Genomic DNA, 16,458 nt, shown 5'->3' with positions numbered 1-16,458 from the left:
CGAAGCCGGCCGAACGCAAGATCGAAGTCCACCGGTTTCATTCCCGCCGCTTAGCTAATACTACAGCGCTAAGTTTTGGGCCATCGGCATCGTGTGATGCTTTCGGGGTCGATACCGAGTTCGGCGTATCTGTCGAGCTTCGTTTGCGTATGGCTGATGCGAGCCGCTACGTTGCGTGATTGATGGTAGTTGATCCGTGAGGCGACCTGATCAAGCAACATGCGACGACTCTCACGAGGGAGTGACCAGCTGACAACGATTGCGTCGACCGCGTCGCGAATTTGCTGAATTGTCCACTCCGGATTTTTTTTCCCGCTCCTGCTGGCAGGTTTGCGAAAGAAACAGATAGCTCAACGACGTGATGATCAAGTGGCGTTTCAGACCCAAATATCGGCGCCCCTCGTAACAGTCTAAGCCGACCTCTTGTTTCTGATCCTCGAAACAACGTTCCACTCGCCATCGCTGAAACGCAACCTGTAGCAGCATCGCCATCGAAGCGAACTCGCTCGCGTTGCTGACGAAGAATTTCAGTTCGCCGTCAAGCACGTTTCTCGCGACCACCAACCACAGAGACAGCCCCGGTAGTCCGTCGCTGCCTTTGAGTGTGACGCGAACCCGCTTGGCTTCCCAGATGATGGGACCTTTCTCGCCGTCTTTGACGCGGTAGCGTTTCCAGCGTTTCGCTTTCATCGCTTCGCCGTGCCAGAACACTGTTTCAACACTTCGCGGCGAACTTTCCCCGCTCTTGACGCGGGGTGTCTTGCGACCTCGGCCGCGGCCGCCCTTGCGATAGGGCTGCTCGGTCACTTCGGGATGCTTCTCCCAAACCGAAAACGTTCGCGGCACTTCAAGCACAAACTTCTGATCGCGGTCGGCAAGAGCTTCCAGGAATCCAGGTTTACCGCCGTAGCCTTCGTCAGCGGTTAGCCAAGGATATTCAATCCCCTCCTCCTTACTGCGATCAAGCAATTCCAACGCGATCTGCCACTTGGGGCGATAGACCATCTCATCGGGAATGCCGGCGGCGGCACAACGCTCGCGGTCGTTACTCCAGCTCTCGGGGAGGAACAGTTCACCATCGACCATGCAGTGAAAGTCTTCGTTCGCCGCAGCCAGATGAACCGTGACGATACAGTTCTCCTGCTTGCCGACTTTGCCGCACCACTGTCGTTGCACGCCAGGCGTTTTGTCGCCCTTCTTGACGTCGCTGGTTTCGTCAATGATCGCGACAGTGTTCTTGTTGACATGCTCATCACGGACGATGTGGATCAGCCTCCTGCGAAGTCCATCTTCGTCCCACCGATGCTGGGCGATAAATTCCTGCAAGGTTCGCACCGGTGTACCGGCTTGCAACGCAATCGGCTCCACACTCTTGGCGTCCAGGTCGGAAAGTTGACCACGGACATAGGTCGTCAAATGAGCCCTCGTGTCGCTTCGTCGAAAACAATCGCCAAAGCGAGCCAAGTAAGCATTTAACCGATCTTCGAGTTGTTCCAGTTCAGCGACATCCATGCCAAGCTCTCCGTGCAGCAAACAAAATCTCCAGCTGCTATTCTCAGCGAAAAGCCCGGCCCTCTACAACACCATTTAGCGCTGTAGTACTAAGCAGCGTGGATATTAATAAAATTCACCGCCAACCACGGCGTACCTCATCAGCCGTTTTGACTTTGGCCACGATTCCCTCCGACTAAAAATGTCGGCAAGCTTCAACGAAAAGCGAAGCTCACTGAGGAATGAAGTACCGCATGCCAGAATGGGGCGGGTGATAGCGAACTCGGATCATGTTGTGAGGATGATGAGCTCCCGCCTCGACGGTCAAGTCCATCGCAGTCTGCCACTGCAACCACGTGTCGACATGGCCTCGCAAGATGGCGACGCCGTCTTCTACAACAACATCAATTTGGTCGCTTCGGTCCAACAAAGCGTACTTGAGCTTGCGGTTGAGATCTTTCTCGATCTGCTGATCGCTCTTGCCGGATGGTTCGGCTTCGACCGCAAGTGAATTGTTGACGTGAACGACACCTGCTACTCCGTCCGCGATCGAGTGAGCCACACGCTTCTCCAACTCGGAATCCACCAAACCATACAGGCTCACGTGTGCGCGGTCACAATGGACCCGAATCTCGCGACGATCGAGATGACCGCTGCGTGCAAGAGCTTGTTGCGTTTCTTCAATGATAGTCTCGTCGGATGGTTTCTCTTCCGGATATTCAACTTCCAACTGGTTGGCAATGCGACGAACGCCAACGACGCCATGAACCAATTGACCAGCACGCGTTCGAATGAAGCTGCGATCCACGGTGCCGCTCAACTCCACCTTGGCTTGGTCAACAACAATTTCGATCCCCGTCGCGCGTGAGAAGAGATACGGATCCGCTTCAAATGAGCGGCGAACCGCATCAGTGATACTCTTGTCGCTGACGTCGGCATAGCGTTGCTTGCGTAGTGAATCGTCGAGCTTATCAGGGTCAACCTCAACGCCACTGACATCAACGGCAGCGACACCCCAAATTTCAGCAACTTGCTCCAACCGTTCCTTTGCCGTGACCGAGCCTACCGCACCGCTCAGCTTTGCAACATGGTCTTCGACCTGAACGTCAATATTGGCATTGTCGAAGTAGACCGACTGAACGATCAGCGCGCTGATCTCCGCTCGCAATTCTTCATCAGACCGATCGCTAGACATTCGAACGGTGATCTGATTGTCGACCTCGGAAACGCCTCGAACACCAGCGGCGGCGAACTCGGCAATCCGCTTCTGCGACAACGAATCAACCTTGCCAAGAAGTCCTACTGTGCCGCCGGAGACTTCCGTTGTGATCGGAGGATGCTCAACACTTTGGTTGATCAGCAACACTTTCTGCACGTCGGATTGAATTTCGGAGTCGGATCTCGCAGATCGCTCGACGAGGATGCGGTTCTGGACCGCCTCGACGCCGCGAGTTCGCTTTGCGATTGAGGAGGCGATTTGGCGGTCTTGAAGACTGACGACGGTACCGATCAGCGTGATGATGCCCGACTCAACCGCCACCTCGATCTTGTTCTCGCTGAGTCGCCCAGCGTCTTTCAGATCGGCCTTGATGGCAGAACGAATTTCGGCGGCAGTCGGCGATGACGATTCGGCGATCGTTGGAGAGCAAATCAGAAACACGGCGATGAGAGATGCCGCGAGACTTTGTTTGGGCAAGATCATGCTAGGCCTGTGTGCGAGCAATCGGAAATCCAGCTCATCTCTGGCCGCAAACGGTGCGCCGTTGCTTCTGAAAGTGCCGACTAGAAACCAACCACTGCACCGGAGCGATGAACTCCACCACGACAACTCAATCTTGATTTTCGCGAATGAGATCAATGATTTGCTTTGGGTGCGGAAGCCCTTTGGCGACGACTTCCAAGTCATCTTGGCCGGAACTGGAAATGCCAATGCCACCCACATTGAGCAACCGCTGCATAAACGTTTGATCGAGTTGAATGTTGCGAACATCATCGTGCTGCACTTCCGAAGTGTCTCGTGAGACGATGCCTTCGCGATAGATCGTGCGGTCGTCGGTGACGGTTAACGTTGTAAAACGGCTCAATAGCGTCCAGTAGCCAACCATGCCCGCAATCACCAGCAATGCGGCCGCGCCCAACCAAACCACGATGGATGCGGGACCGAGCACCGTTGTTTCCTCGAACGAATAGCCGGCCAGTGACATGCCGGTGACTGACAAGATGATCAGTGCGGCCGCAGCAATGCCGACGACGAAAAACAAGATTGACGCAATGGGGCGGGCTCGAAAGACAACCGGATGAACTTCGACCAGAGTGCGTTCTGCCGGCTCAGATGCCATTTTGGTATGGCGTGCCGTTTTTCCATCGATCTCGTGAACCGAAGTGACCACGGCCGTCGGCATTTCCATCTCGAACGGTTTCTCGCAACTTGGGCACACCACCGGTCCATCGAGATGTTCGATCGTGCTATCAACTTCGTGCTGGCAATACGGGCACTGGGCGGTCAGGACTTGCATGAATCAATATTCCGAGACGGATGGAAGTTGCGACAGCCAACACCCATGCACATCACATACCGAAAAGCAAACCCGCCGCCATGCATCAACGGCTGCTTCCAGCATTCATGGATCCCGATCAATATCCACGCAGTCAGGACGTCACACAGCCTGTGACGCCTACTCCATCGCGACCACCCCATCAGCCGCAACGCGTTAGCGTCCGGTTGTCAGCAACCATGAATCCCGATCAATGCCAGACAACCAAGCTGTCACAGAGCCTGTGACGGCTACATCTCGATTGACCGCGTTAGCAAGGCGACCTCCACTCACCGGTCGCTTCTCAAACTGTATCGTTCGAAATACCCGATCATCGATTGATTGATCGTGCTGCCTCCCTTTCCATCTCTCGCTCATAGGCCTCAATGGGAGGGCCATTCTGATGCATTCCACTTGGCTCGAAAGGCCGATGCGATCGAGTCCAAGACGAATAAAATATCCACAACAAAAGTGCAGCCAGGAAGATGGACGCGACAGACAAACATCCTGAACGACGTCCGGAGAACTTCAGTCTTCGGAAGCCTTTGTACGTGACAAACATGAACAAGCCAACGAGGATCGCAACGACCACCATCCCCGCGAGGATGAGATAGAAGAACGAGCTCGGGAGATACACCTGCGCCAAAGCATGCAACAGACCGGATCGATCGGGAGAAAGCATCAAACGCCTCCCGGAGGTTTGTTCATCATTTTGAACGGATGTGTCATATGAGCCACTTGTTGTTTTCTTCTGATGATACCACGCACCGAGAATCGGAACGCAAAATCACCCCTTTGCACTTCACTTGCGACACGCATTGGTCCGGTTCCAGTCGTACCTCCTTTCCCATGCCTTTGGCGGGGGTAGAGGGTTCGGTTGTGGGCCAACACCTTATCAGCCGCAACACGCTAGCGTCCGGTCGTTAGCAATCATGGATCCGGGTCAACCCCTATACACCCAGGCCGTCACAGAGCCTGTGACGGCTACAGCATCGCAACCACCTCATCAGCCGCAACGCGTTAGCGTCCGGTTCTTAAACTCTCAAATCCCAACCAAATCCTGGCAACCACAACGTCACACAGTTCTGCGATGCCTACATCATCACAACCCGCTGCGTTAGCAAGGCAATCAGTACAGCCACTCGGCTATCATGGCCAACACTCGTCCATCCCAACGCGTTTCGTTCGAGACGAGAAACCGTGCAACAGGCGCGTTAATTTCATTTTGCTTTTCAATCCGGTCGGTTGCTTCCTTCATTCCCTTCCTACTTGCTCGTCCAGACACACACATGCAACATTTCGGTTGCACAGCAGAGCGATCACTCTCCATGATCAAGTCAAACTGGAAAACTTTTCGACGTTTTGTCGATCCAGGCTGTTCGCTTTCGACAAGAATGAAACCGAACCACCAAAACCTTTCACGGACAAGGAACCGAACATGCCAAATCCACTCCCGTTGCTGTCACTGACGTTCGCATTGCTGTTCGTCGGCGACGCGGTAGCACAAGAGCAACCGACGATGCCCGAGCCGACACCGGAGCATCAATGGTTACAACAGTTCTCGGGCAACTGGACGACCAAGTCAGAATCGAGCATGGGGCCGGATCAACCGCCCGTCCAATGCGAAGGCATCATGACATCTCGCATGCTCGGCGGGTTTTGGTTGATTAACAACATGAAAGGAGACTACGCCGGAACGCCCATGAATGGCATACAAACGATCGGATTCGATGAATCCAGAAAGAAGTATGTGGGCACTTGGATCGATTCAGTGACCTCCTTCATGTGGCACTATGAAGGTCACGTCGATTCCACTGGCAAAGTCCTCACGTTGGAGGCGGAGGGTCCCAATTTCATGTCGGATGGAAAGACAACGAAGTTCGAAGACATCTACGAATTCAAATCAGAGAATGAACTTTCTATCCAATCTCGAATCCTCGCCGACGATGGCCAGTGGATCACATTTGTGAGTGGCACGGCGAACCGAAGCAAATCCGAGTGAATCGATTACTCAACCAACCATGCAACCCTTCCCTTGGACCCAAACCACCTGAAGATGAACTCGAACAAAAAGTTGACAATCGCCGGCTGGATCTTGAGCGGCCTCCTGGCCCTGATGCTGATCGGAGCAAGTGCTTCAGGGAAGCTCACTAGCTGGGAAGGCAAATCCGAAATGTTTGCCAAGATGGGATGGAGCGAAGACGTGATGTTCTGGATCGGCATCGTCGAAGTGACCGTCACAGTCCTGTTTTTGATACCACGAACATCGTTCATCGGAGCCATCTTGTTGGCGGCCTACTTGGGCGGTGCAACGGCAACACATGTTCGAATGGAGGAACCATTCTTCATCCCAATCATCGTTGGGATCGTTGTTTGGGTCGCCCTCGGACTTCGCAACCCCGCCGTGTTCCGTCTCGCCTTCGCACCTCAATCGGTTTCGAATACGGCGGACCCTGTCGACCGTTCTGAAGCGTAACCAAAGGGCATCCCGCCCCCTCGGCCGCCACGCGTTAGCGTCGGTTCCCAACACCAAGCCCCCGACCGAAACGCCCGAGCAGTCAGGCCGTCACAGGACCAGTGACGGCTACAGCAATCACACCCCGCCGCGTCATCAAAGCCGTTCGCGTACTCGGCCTCTTCCAAATCCGACGACAATTTCACAACCAACGAACAAGACGCCTTCGATGTCCCGCGGCTCAGCGGTTGCACCAACGGTTGCACCCAATTCAGTCCAGGAAAGCAATTTGAGTCCTTCTGAGTCCCTTTCTGACCAAACCGACGACGACGCTGAAAACGACGCGGACACGAAAAAACCCCGCAAAACACTAGTTTTAACGGGGTTCTTGGGAGTGGGCGATACAGAACTCGAATCTGTGACCTCCACGATGTCAACGTCCGAGCACGTTGCGAAGAAACCCCAAAAAACCATAGCGAAACGCGGCGATGCGGAACGCTTGCACCAATGCTTGCACCAAATTGAAAAGTGCGACGATCGTTCGGTCGCTTCGGTGTTGGTCGATGCCGTGGCTAGTGCGTTGGGTCCGGATGCGGTCGAACGGTTGCTGACGGTGCTGAATGAACAAACCGAAGCGGTCGCCAAACGGGGGCAATGAAACAGGCGGAACGTACGAACTCTCTCTCGACACTCTGGGCTGCTGAATCGCGGTGCTGAGCCACGAACGCTGGGAAGGACCCAAAGGGCATAGGTACTACTTGTGCAAGCCGACACGGCGATGCCAAAGGGAACCGCCGCGATGCGGAACAGATTGGACAGACACCGCTGCGGGTCCTTCCCTGGATGAATTGTGAAGGCATCGACCGCTGTGCTGCTGAATTCTCGCACAGCCACGGAGCAAACAGGCACCACCACCACCCCCTGCCGTCATTGGGTCCCTCTGAGCGTATCGATTCGATTGCGGTAGAATTCAGCCCAGGGACCGTTGAACACAGTCCGTCCGGTCGATGTTTACGGGGGTCAGGGGGTCGATGCGCGGTCGCGGGTCCTTCCGAACGCATTTGCGCCGCGGGTAGCTTGTCCGCAAGCATTCTCTAATCACAAAACCTGAAAACTGACTTCCCTTCGCTGTTCCGGTCCTAGTGGGGCGGGGTGGACGAAAACTACGGCCGATGCTGTTCGTCTGCCGCTTCCATAGGCGTGCGCGTTTCATGGCAAAATGCAAGGTTTCAGCGACCAATCGGATGCAGGGGGGGGCCGCTGTTTTCTGACGCTGGTTTCCCGGCGACCGATCGTTGCCCAAATTACGCTGAGCATGCAGCAAAATGATTTTTCCAACGACTCACAACTGAGCAAACTATGGAACTTTGGACCTGGCAGTCGAATGGATTCGATATCAGCAAGGACAATGTGAACTTGTCCCTATCGAAGTATCAGATTGGCAACCAAGCATACATTCCGGCAGTCCAACAGCTCTGCCACGAACTGGGGATGCAGCAGGTGATTTGGTGCTACACCAACCCAGATGACCGCATTGCCACACAGAAAAACCAGGACGAACTGGGGTACAAAATCACCCTCCCTGTGAACGCAATTTTCGCTGTGCTCGACAGTGCAGTTTGGTGCCACATTATCGGAAATCCAACATTCCCCCGTTCGACATTGGTGGAATGGCAACATCAAGCGATAGAGCTGGGAGTTGACCTGGAAGAGCACGAAGAACAGCAGAAAAGTCTCTTTCGATCCAAATACCCAGCACCCGCTGATCTTTGGAAGGACTTATTTGTGGCTCCGGCGTTAGTGAACCCAACCAGCGACAAGCATCAAGTCGTGGTGCCAGCCCCGATCCATCCCGATTGGGTGACACCGTTGTGACTGACTGCGCCGACGACGGGTAAAACAAGGATTGCCAAACCCACTAAACACGCCAAAATCTCGCCTGTTGGACTAACCACCCAACAACGCGAAGTCGCGGTTGGTCCCGCGATTCATCGACAGGCAAGCGGATAGCGTCCGCTGTTGGTTCAGCCGATGTCACGATTCCTATCCCGTGGCACGGTTGAACCAGCCTGGCAAACGGATAGGAAAACCGAGAATGAGTCTTGAAGTCGTTCACAACTGCCATGATGTCCCCTTTGAACAACGCACCTTCGCCGACCTACTGCTCGCAACGAAAGTAGTCGAAGCAGGAGAGGACCGGGCAAGGGCCGCATATGAACAAGCAGAGCGAAATCCCGATACGCCTACCCGACGCGGCTTTGCAGAAAACGCGACTCGACGGGCAATCCACGAATCACAAATAGCTAGCAAGCTGCGAGGCGACTACCTCTCATGGCCGTACGTTGATCGCATTCAACTCGAACTCGAAGCAGATGGGAAGCAAATCACTTCCGGCAATTTGACCCAATGGCGGGCGAGGGAATGCAAGCGGCTTGGCATTCCCATAAGTGCGTTCAACGACAGAAAACTTCGCGACATTGCGTCACAACTCGATGCAAACGCGAACAGTGAGCCGCAAGACCAGCAAACTGCACCACCTACATCATCAGACCCATTGGTTCAACAGTTTGTTGTGGTCGCTACTGAGATGATTGAGCGAATAGACGAGTGCGAGACTGAAGATTGGACAAAAGGCCTTGGACAACTTGCAAAACGTCTCACGGAGTTACAGCGAATGCTCAACTGGGGTGAAAGCCCCGCATTCTCGATTGTCGAATTTGTTAGAGATGACAACACAGAAGAATTCTGGTCTGGTCAGTTGGCATCTAGCAAACCGGCGGCTGAACGGTGGGCCAAAGACGCAACATACCTACTGTTCTTCGAATGGACTGAACCGAGCTACGCCCACGGCCTATCGAGCCCATCTGGATCTGAGGGAATTCTCTATAAACGTTTTGCAGATGGGACTGTCATTGATTCGCGAAAGAAAAGATCAGCAGACGCTACGCAAATACTGAGACGGTGGATTCGTTTTGCGAAGAACTGGCAATTCATTAGTCCCACGACAGCAACGCCGCTGCTCTCAAAGCCAACCGCCCCAGCTGACCAAATTGGCGAAAACAACACCACAAGCGTTCAAAAGTCGCCGGAAACAGAGGTCCCGAGAATACAGCAGTACGACGAAGCTATATCCAACTACGGACCAGGCGACTGGGCCAAAGATAGCGAGTCTGCGGACGGCCTTGACATCTCCAATAAAGCGTGGCGACTAAGAAGCGGCAATCAAAAGAAAGGCGAATTATTCGGGGAGATGCTGGTAGATGAGCGGGGATGGTACAAGCCGAAAAGCTCAACGGAAATCGTTTTCAAGCTTATCAATGAACAATGGTTCTATCTCACTGCATCTCACAACAAGAGTTTGAAAGATTTTTTCTCGAAATTTAATTCGAAGTAAGCAGAACGAATTCTATCAATATAACGAAACCGATTTTCAAACAGCGTCTCACATCGGCGTGTGAGATGCTGTGAGAAGCTTCACAAAGCTTTTGGACACGGCATGATTCTGCTGTTCACCAAGGACGTTCCTTGGACACGAATGGAACAGAATCACGCATTTCAAAAGGTAAGACGTGAACACTTCTCAAACGGTCGCTTCCGCCATCCAGGACGGCAAGCGACGGGCGATGATGTCGGTCGACGATGTCGCGAATGAACTCGGTTGTTCATCCCGACACGTCCGAAGGTTGATTGACCGCGGAAAACTTCCGCGCCCCATTCGGCTCGGGTCATTGGTCCGCATTCTTCGAGCTGACTTTGACCACTGGTTGAATGCAGGTTGCCCCAATCTCGGTTCTGCATCGAGGGGGCGACGGTCATGATTCAGCAAGAACTATTTGATGCGGGAGTGTCGGTTTGCTCTCTCTTTGTTGGCTCCCCCTTTGAGATGCGGAGCATTGCCGACCGCAACCGCGCCGCACAGTTGGCGCTACTGACGGTGCTGCTGAAAAGCCGAAGCGGCCAAGCCACCACCGACGACATCGTTCGGGACCGGAACAAACGCTACGACGGCGACGGCAAGTGGCTCGGACCGAAGATCAGCGAATTGTCCCGCGATGGATTGATTCGACAGTGTGGTGCCAAACGCAGCGACCGCAAATCGCGAAAAGGCGGTTCGGTTTGGACCTGGGAAATTGTCGACCGCCAAGCGGTCATTCTGAAAGTGAAGCGGCTGCGTCGGTCGCTCTCATTCCATCAAAAAACCGATTCAACCGCGGCAACGGCTGAACCGGCATCGAAAACGTCAACCACAAAGCAAGGGGAAACAAGCAATGGGCAAACTGTCTGACATTCTACGCGAACAGGGTTCGCTCGACACGATTAAATCGGCCTGGGATTCGACCGCCGCGGCGGGGGACTTTGATTGCTTGCCGAAAGGCGAGTACATCGCGGACATCGTGAAAGGCGATGCAATCGAATCGAGAACGAAAGGGACCCCAGGTTATCGACTGACGTTCGAAGTCGCGGAAGGGGACCACGCTGGTTCACGGTTCTGGCATGAATGCTGGTTCACCGAAGCGGCGATGTCTCGCACTAAACGCGATTTAGAAAAGCTGGGCGTCTCGGACTTGCAACAATTGGAACGACCGTTGCCGGCGGTGTTCCGTTGCAACGTCAAACTGAGCATCCGCCGCGATGACGACGGCAACGAATCCAACCGGGTGCGGCGGTTCGATGTCATGGAAGTGATTCAACCGACACCGGACGCATTCGCGCCGAATTCCGAGCCGATGACCGCCGCGGCGGGTGATTCGGGGAACGGTGACGATGGCGGCACGACGGTGAATGATTTGTTCGACGATGCCGCGAACGATGACGACGACCAAAGCGAAAGGGAGTCGGCATAGTGAACGCTGCGATGCCATTCGGGTATCGCATTGTCGGACCGTGTAGCCTCGAACGCAAAGTCGTCCAGTACGACCGAGCGTTCGCGGCCTACGCGGCCTGCGATGACCTGGCACAAATTGATTCGGAAGGGTTCCTATCGCCTTTCCAATACGACAACGAATTTTTGACCCGTCGCATTGACGCGGCGGGAACCTTGGATGTCCGCGGTTTTGATGGCCGATGCTGGTCGCGGTTCATTTGGTTCGACATCGACCGCGAAGGCGACATTGATTCGGCAACACAGGATGCGCGGCGACTGGCGATGATGCTGGTCGAACGCTATCGCATCGACGAATCCGAACTGTTGCTGTTCTTCTCGGGATCCAAAGGGTTCCACATTGGTTTGCCGACATCGTTGTTCGATGTGGAACCGTCCATCGAATTCGGCTCGGTTGTTCGGAAGTTGGCGGAAGGTTTGACCGCTTCGGTTCGTGTCGTCATTGACCCGTCCGTCTACGGCAAGGTTCAACCGCTTCGGGCACCGAACAGCCGACACGGCAAGACAGGGCGTCACAAACGCATCCTGACATTCGACGAATTGATGCATCGCAAACCGAGCTCCATCGTGACGGCATCGGCTGAGCCGCTGGAATTCGATTTGCCAACTGAACCGGGCATCGACCAACGAGCGGTTGACGACTGGCACGCCGCGGTCGCAGCGATGAAACGCAAAGCCGAAGCGGTGAAAGTCATCGCGGCGGACCGTTCGGAACTGAACCGCTCGACGTTGGAATTCATCCAAGACGGCGCGGAGCAAGGCGACCGGCATCGGTTGCTGTATTCCGCCGCGGCCAATCTTGGCGAATTCGGTTGTCCATCGCGATTGGCTCATGCGTTGTTGACCGAGGCGGCATTGGATAGCGGGCTGACGCCAACCGATGTTCGTCGTGCAATCGACAACGCATTGTCGAAAGGCGGTGCGGTATGACGGGGCAACAACCATTTGTCCGGTGCGACCGATTGTTCGATGACTGGCACGATGATGTCTTGCACGGCAAACCGCCGCGGCGATTCCACATCGGCGAGGGGTTGGACCACATCCGATTCGGTCCTGGGATGGTCGCATTGCTGGGCGGTTCGCCTGGGATGGGAAAGACGGCATTCGTCATGCAGTCCGTGGTCACGGCGATGTCTGCTGACGATTCGTTGCGGGTTTGCGTGGCGAATGTCGAGATGCCACCGGAACGGCTGTTAGAACGTCAACTGAGCCGCCTGAGCGATGTTTCATTGACTGACATTCAGGACCGGACGTTGAACGACCGACAGCGCGAACGCTTGTCGGATGCATTCGACACGCTGGACGACATCGCGGACCGTTTGGTGTTTGTTCGTTCGCCGATGTCGCTCGAAAACGTGGCGGACGCTGCGGATTCCATCGACGCGGATTTGATCGTGTTGGACTACATCCAACGGATTCGGCCTGTCGGCAAGCATGACGACAAACGAGGGTCGGTCGATGCGACGATGGATTCGATTCGTCGGTTTGCCAATGCGGGGTGCTGCGTCATTGCGTTGTCTGCGGTGGGGCGTTCGAAGGATGCCAAAGGACGTTCCAGCTACTCGGGCGACGGTTTGTCGCTGGCATCGTTTCGGGAGTCATCCGAACTCGAATACGGCGCGGACGATGCCTATTTGATTGTTCCCGCGAAGAACTCGGACGATGACGCAGACGATGGCGTGGTGGACGTTGAACTACGTCAACTGAAATCACGCTACGGCAAGCCGACCGACATCGAACTGACGTTCGACCGAACACGGCAACGGTTCGAACTGACCGAGCCGCCGATGTCAGAAGAACACCAACGACTGCGTGATTCCATCGCAGGATTGTGGGGTGACCAATGACACGGAAGCAACGCAAGCCGAAGCGACAAACGGCTGACCGCTTCGCGGTGTTGAATGCGTTCGTCGACTTCTCACTGCGTGAACTGACGCGGCCTGATTTGGCGGTTTGGATGGTGCTGTATCGCGACACCCGAAACGGAGTCGCCAAGACAGGTCAGACCGACATCGCCAAGCGAGCAGGAATCAGCGAACGAACCGTTCGTCGTTCCATCAAACGGCTGAGCGATATCGGGCTGCTGCTGGTTGTTCATCGCGGCGGGATTCGCTCGGGACCATCGTCCTATCGAGTGTTTCCGATGTCACAGGCTCGGTTCGAGTCACTTCCCTAACCGGACGCTGCGGGTCGGTTGCTGCGGTCACAGCTATGTCCGCATTAACCGGACGCTGCGGGTCAAAACAAGCGGACACAGCTATGTCCTCTATCCCATAAAGGGACCATAAGGGTTTGCCCCTTTTGGTCCGCTGGACAGGGGCAAACCAACAACGAACGGCGGACACGATGACGAACGCACCCACCACCACCGATTTGCAATCGCTCTGGATGCAACCAGCGACGATGCAATTCCAACGAGACACCGACGAACGCAAGCGGCGATGCAATCACGCTGACCGCTCTGCGTGGATTGATTCGAAGGACGGTTCGCGGCACGGGTGGATCCGGACGACGTGTTCGAGATGCGGCGGGTTTGTCGGCTATCGACGAACGGCACAAAAAAGCATATTCTAAAACGGATTGCTTTTCACTTGACGCATACCTTTACCGATGCAATGTTGATTGACCCATGAAACCTCTGAGCCAACAAGTCCGCGAAATTGTTCAACAGTCGCAGACATCGCCGTCCGCCATTGCGAAAGCTGCTGGCATCAACCAGTCGGCGATGTCCAGGTTCATGAATGACGGAAGCCTGACGATGGAAAAGCTGGATCGCCTAGCGAAGGTGCTGGGCGTCTCCGTAACCACCGATGTTTCACTTATTCCGCGGCCTCCTGAGAAAGGCAGGCCAGCAAAATCAACTGAAAAGAGAACCAAGATGAACAAGAAGCAAGCCAAATCACTGGCAGACCGGTACGCACAGGACGCCTTCGAGAACAATTTTTCCAGTCGTCGAGGAATTTGGCACATCGTGCAAGTCGACTGCCTCCTCTACTACAACAACAACCCATACGCGATTGACGACACCGTTCGCTCCGGTGAATTAAACCGGATTGAAAAGCAATTGAAAGCGGTTGGAATCAAAGTCCTTGCAAGAGGTGAGGGGGGCGACGCACTACGAAGCAAAATCGACGCATTTTACACAGCCACGATGCTGATTGACTGTAGCGTCGACCGGCAACCTGAAGTCGTGAAAATCATCGAAGAAGAGACTAGTAGGAGCGACCAAGAGGTAAACGAGCTGGTGGCAATAAAGCGACAACGCAATCTTGCTGACTGAAAGCCATGCTTTCAAACATCGCTACCACATCACGAAACAATAATCAAATTAACTGGGCCATTTGATGACAGTGAGAAACGAAGTCTTCGGCATGTTTGTGATTTGCAGAGAAGAGCCGGCCGATTACGAATTTTTTGGAAAATCACTAGAAGAGCAGTGTGGTCACATAACTGTGCTACCTGCGATGAGCGGAGGAACCAGACGCAATCCAAGCAAGGGAAGTGCTAAGCACGATCAAATACGAATCTGTCTGACATGGGATCAAGTTACCAGCTCTGAAAAAAAGCATTCCGGAAAGATTACTGTTTCCTTAGACGAAGCGATTGAGCTTGCAAACGAACTTTTGAGCTCCGTCTTGGAAGCCAAACAAGCTCGCAGCGAGCTCGATCGAGCGTCAATGGGAGGGAATTCTTAATGGCAACGCTTTTCAAGAAGCAATACACGAAACCAATTCCCGACGGCGCACAAATCATCGCTCGGACGGTGAAAGGTGAATCCAAGCAATTCGCACAATGGACCGACCGCCGCGGCAAGAAACGAACCGCGGAACTGACCGCAAACGGCAAACGCATCAAAGCCGAAGCGACAACCTGGACGGCCAAGTACCGAGACGGGGAAGGCATGGTTTGCGAAGTTGCGACGGGATGTCGGCAGAAGGACGCAGCAAACGCTGTGTTGTCCGATTTGCTGAAACGAGCCGAACACGTCAAGTCGAACATTCTGTCCCCTGAACAGGACCGCATCGCGGATCATGCTGCGGTCCCGATCACGGACCACATCGAGGCGTTTTTGGAATACCAACGACGCAAGGGAACGCATCCCGACCGCGTCCAGCACTACGACACGAAGCTGAACGAAACCGCGGCAACCTGCCATTTCAGAACGTTGCGTGATTTGTCGGTCGACCGCTTGGAAAGCTGGCTGGGCGAACAACGCACCAGCGAACGCAAGATGGGGGCCGCGGTTTACAACGGCTATCGTGAATCCTGGCTCGCATTCGGCAATTGGTGCATCGGCAAACGAGTCAACGGAAAGCAGACGCATTTCAACGGTGAAAAGCGTCTGCTGACCAATCCGTTCGATGGAATGGCAAAGCTGGACGAAGAATCGGAACGACGACGACGAGCACGGGCGTTGACCGACGCCGAACTGACGCGGCTGCTGGACGCGGCGCGACGCCGACCGCTGGAACATGCGATGACGGTGTACCGCGGACCGAACAAAGGCAAGCTACTGGCAAAGGTTCCCGACGAACGAAAGGCAAAGCTGATTGCGTTGGGGAACGAAAGGGCGTTGATTTACAAAACCGCCGTCCTGACGGGTTTGCGACTGAATGAACTGCGAACACTCGAATGCCGCGATTTGTCGCTGGGTGATTTGGGGTTCATCCGGCTGCGACATTCGAACGAGAAAAGCCGCAAAGGTTCGACGCTGCCGCTGCGGTCTGATTTGGTGACGGAACTGCGGGAGTGGATTGCGGACAAGCAACCCGGCGACCGAGTGTTCGTTGTTCCCGATGGCCTGCTGCGGATCATGGACCGCGATTTGAAAGCGGCGGGCATCCCCAAGAAGGACGCTGACGGCTGCGTGGTTCACGTTCATGCCTTGCGACATTCGTTCGCCTCGCACCTGTCGAAAGCGGGCGTTGCCCCTCGCATCGCACAGGCCGCAATGCGGCACAGCAACATTCGCTTGACGATGGGGACCTACACCGACGAACGATTGCTCGACACAGCCGAAGCAATCGAGACGCTCTCGATGTTCCGTTCGGCTGCTATTCCCAACGAATCAGAGGATTCGGACGACGAAACCAAGC

At 54.7% G+C, this 16,458-nt stretch carries 16 protein-coding genes and 1 pseudogene; 14 read left to right on the top strand and 3 right to left on the bottom strand.

The window, feature by feature from the left end; translation table 11 throughout:
* Window positions 1-231: 231 nt before the first annotated feature.
* From RB_RS25435 to RB_RS25425, 3 genes are all read right to left on the bottom strand, one after another.
* Window positions 232-1,512 (bottom strand): IS701-like element ISRba4 family transposase, encoded by a 1,281-nt coding sequence (locus RB_RS25435; RefSeq protein ID WP_076611259.1) that lies wholly within the window; start codon window positions 1,510-1,512, stop codon window positions 232-234.
* A 211-nt stretch (window positions 1,513-1,723) separates the two neighbouring features.
* Window positions 1,724-3,193, bottom strand: a complete 1,470-nt coding sequence (locus tag RB_RS25430) for a BON domain-containing protein (protein WP_164922499.1) — start codon at window positions 3,191-3,193, stop codon at window positions 1,724-1,726.
* A 127-nt stretch (window positions 3,194-3,320) separates the two neighbouring features.
* A complete protein-coding gene (locus RB_RS25425; RefSeq protein WP_007339773.1) occupies window positions 3,321-4,007 on the bottom strand; it encodes a PH domain-containing protein in 687 nt (228 codons plus the stop codon).
* A gap of 1,456 nt (window positions 4,008-5,463) precedes the next feature.
* Here RB_RS25425 and RB_RS25420 point away from each other — a divergent pair.
* From RB_RS25420 to RB_RS28415, 14 genes and pseudogenes are all read left to right on the top strand, one after another.
* Window positions 5,464-6,027, top strand: a complete 564-nt coding sequence (locus tag RB_RS25420; protein WP_011123632.1) for a DUF1579 domain-containing protein — start codon at window positions 5,464-5,466, stop codon at window positions 6,025-6,027.
* Window positions 6,028-6,081: 54 nt separating this feature from the next.
* On the top strand, window positions 6,082-6,501 hold the full coding sequence (locus tag RB_RS25415) for a DoxX family protein (protein ID WP_164922498.1): 420 nt from the start codon (window positions 6,082-6,084) through the stop codon (window positions 6,499-6,501).
* Window positions 6,502-6,709: 208 nt separating this feature from the next.
* Window positions 6,710-7,138 carry a hypothetical protein gene (locus RB_RS28275; protein WP_231845975.1) on the top strand — a complete coding sequence of 143 codons (429 nt, stop codon included), beginning with the start codon at window positions 6,710-6,712 and terminating at the stop codon, window positions 7,136-7,138.
* Between the two features lie 701 nt (window positions 7,139-7,839).
* On the top strand, window positions 7,840-8,355 hold the full coding sequence (locus RB_RS25405) for a hypothetical protein (RefSeq protein WP_011123628.1): 516 nt from the start codon (window positions 7,840-7,842) through the stop codon (window positions 8,353-8,355).
* 220 nt (window positions 8,356-8,575) lie between these two features.
* On the top strand, window positions 8,576-9,874 hold the full coding sequence (locus RB_RS25400) for a hypothetical protein (protein WP_164922497.1): 1,299 nt from the start codon (window positions 8,576-8,578) through the stop codon (window positions 9,872-9,874).
* A gap of 229 nt (window positions 9,875-10,103) precedes the next feature.
* Window positions 10,104-10,298, top strand: coding sequence for a helix-turn-helix domain-containing protein (locus tag RB_RS28720; RefSeq protein ID WP_390175325.1), 195 nt, complete (start codon window positions 10,104-10,106; stop codon window positions 10,296-10,298).
* Window positions 10,295-10,765, top strand: a complete 471-nt coding sequence (locus RB_RS25390) for a hypothetical protein (protein ID WP_164922496.1) — start codon at window positions 10,295-10,297, stop codon at window positions 10,763-10,765. Before RB_RS28720 ends, RB_RS25390 begins: the two co-directional genes overlap by 4 nt.
* Complete coding sequence (locus RB_RS25385; RefSeq protein ID WP_011123624.1) at window positions 10,749-11,324, top strand: hypothetical protein; 576 nt, start codon at window positions 10,749-10,751, stop codon at window positions 11,322-11,324. The genes RB_RS25390 and RB_RS25385 overlap by 17 nt, the downstream gene beginning before the upstream one ends.
* Window positions 11,324-12,292 carry a DNA primase small subunit domain-containing protein gene (locus RB_RS25380; protein WP_011123623.1) on the top strand — a complete coding sequence of 323 codons (969 nt, stop codon included), beginning with the start codon at window positions 11,324-11,326 and terminating at the stop codon, window positions 12,290-12,292. The genes RB_RS25385 and RB_RS25380 overlap by 1 nt, the downstream gene beginning before the upstream one ends.
* Window positions 12,289-13,209, top strand: coding sequence for a DnaB-like helicase C-terminal domain-containing protein (locus RB_RS25375; RefSeq protein WP_011123622.1), 921 nt, complete (start codon window positions 12,289-12,291; stop codon window positions 13,207-13,209). Before RB_RS25380 ends, RB_RS25375 begins: the two co-directional genes overlap by 4 nt.
* Window positions 13,206-13,538: an HTH domain-containing protein gene (locus tag RB_RS25370; protein ID WP_011123621.1), complete on the top strand. Its 333-nt coding sequence runs from the start codon at window positions 13,206-13,208 to the stop codon at window positions 13,536-13,538. Before RB_RS25375 ends, RB_RS25370 begins: the two co-directional genes overlap by 4 nt.
* A 453-nt stretch (window positions 13,539-13,991) precedes the next feature.
* A complete protein-coding gene (locus RB_RS25365; protein WP_011123618.1) occupies window positions 13,992-14,642 on the top strand; it encodes a helix-turn-helix domain-containing protein in 651 nt (216 codons plus the stop codon).
* Between the two features lie 91 nt (window positions 14,643-14,733).
* Window positions 14,734-15,057 (top strand): hypothetical protein, encoded by a 324-nt coding sequence (locus tag RB_RS25360; RefSeq protein ID WP_164922495.1) that lies wholly within the window; start codon window positions 14,734-14,736, stop codon window positions 15,055-15,057.
* Window positions 15,057-16,301: pseudogene (locus tag RB_RS28415) on the top strand (tyrosine-type recombinase/integrase); the annotation flags it as partial. The gene RB_RS25360 and the pseudogene RB_RS28415, both read left to right, overlap by 1 nt.
* Window positions 16,302-16,458 lie beyond the last annotated feature (157 nt).

Source organism: Rhodopirellula baltica SH 1, assembly GCF_000196115.1.
GTDB classification, from domain to species: domain Bacteria; phylum Planctomycetota; class Planctomycetia; order Pirellulales; family Pirellulaceae; genus Rhodopirellula; species Rhodopirellula baltica.
Note: the sequence above shows the minus strand (reverse complement) of the source record. Positions and strands in the feature narration are given on the sequence as shown.

Coding starts and splice junctions, on each gene's coding strand:
- RB_RS28720 (WP_390175325.1), top strand. CDS start 10,104: ATGATGTCGGTCGACGATGTCGCGAATGAACTCGGTTGTTCATCCCGA.
- RB_RS25360 (WP_164922495.1), top strand. CDS start 14,734: ATGTTTGTGATTTGCAGAGAAGAGCCGGCCGATTACGAATTTTTTGGA.
- RB_RS25425 (WP_007339773.1), bottom strand. CDS start 4,007: ATGCAAGTCCTGACCGCCCAGTGCCCGTATTGCCAGCACGAAGTTGAT.
- RB_RS25435 (WP_076611259.1), bottom strand. CDS start 1,512: ATGGATGTCGCTGAACTGGAACAACTCGAAGATCGGTTAAATGCTTAC.
- RB_RS25370 (WP_011123621.1), top strand. CDS start 13,206: ATGACACGGAAGCAACGCAAGCCGAAGCGACAAACGGCTGACCGCTTC.
- RB_RS25420 (WP_011123632.1), top strand. CDS start 5,464: ATGCCAAATCCACTCCCGTTGCTGTCACTGACGTTCGCATTGCTGTTC.
- RB_RS25415 (WP_164922498.1), top strand. CDS start 6,082: ATGAACTCGAACAAAAAGTTGACAATCGCCGGCTGGATCTTGAGCGGC.
- RB_RS25430 (WP_164922499.1), bottom strand. CDS start 3,193: ATGATCTTGCCCAAACAAAGTCTCGCGGCATCTCTCATCGCCGTGTTT.
- RB_RS25390 (WP_164922496.1), top strand. CDS start 10,295: ATGATTCAGCAAGAACTATTTGATGCGGGAGTGTCGGTTTGCTCTCTC.
- RB_RS25405 (WP_011123628.1), top strand. CDS start 7,840: ATGGAACTTTGGACCTGGCAGTCGAATGGATTCGATATCAGCAAGGAC.
- RB_RS25385 (WP_011123624.1), top strand. CDS start 10,749: ATGGGCAAACTGTCTGACATTCTACGCGAACAGGGTTCGCTCGACACG.
- RB_RS25365 (WP_011123618.1), top strand. CDS start 13,992: ATGAAACCTCTGAGCCAACAAGTCCGCGAAATTGTTCAACAGTCGCAG.
- RB_RS25400 (WP_164922497.1), top strand. CDS start 8,576: ATGAGTCTTGAAGTCGTTCACAACTGCCATGATGTCCCCTTTGAACAA.
- RB_RS25375 (WP_011123622.1), top strand. CDS start 12,289: ATGACGGGGCAACAACCATTTGTCCGGTGCGACCGATTGTTCGATGAC.
- RB_RS28275 (WP_231845975.1), top strand. CDS start 6,710: ATGTCCCGCGGCTCAGCGGTTGCACCAACGGTTGCACCCAATTCAGTC.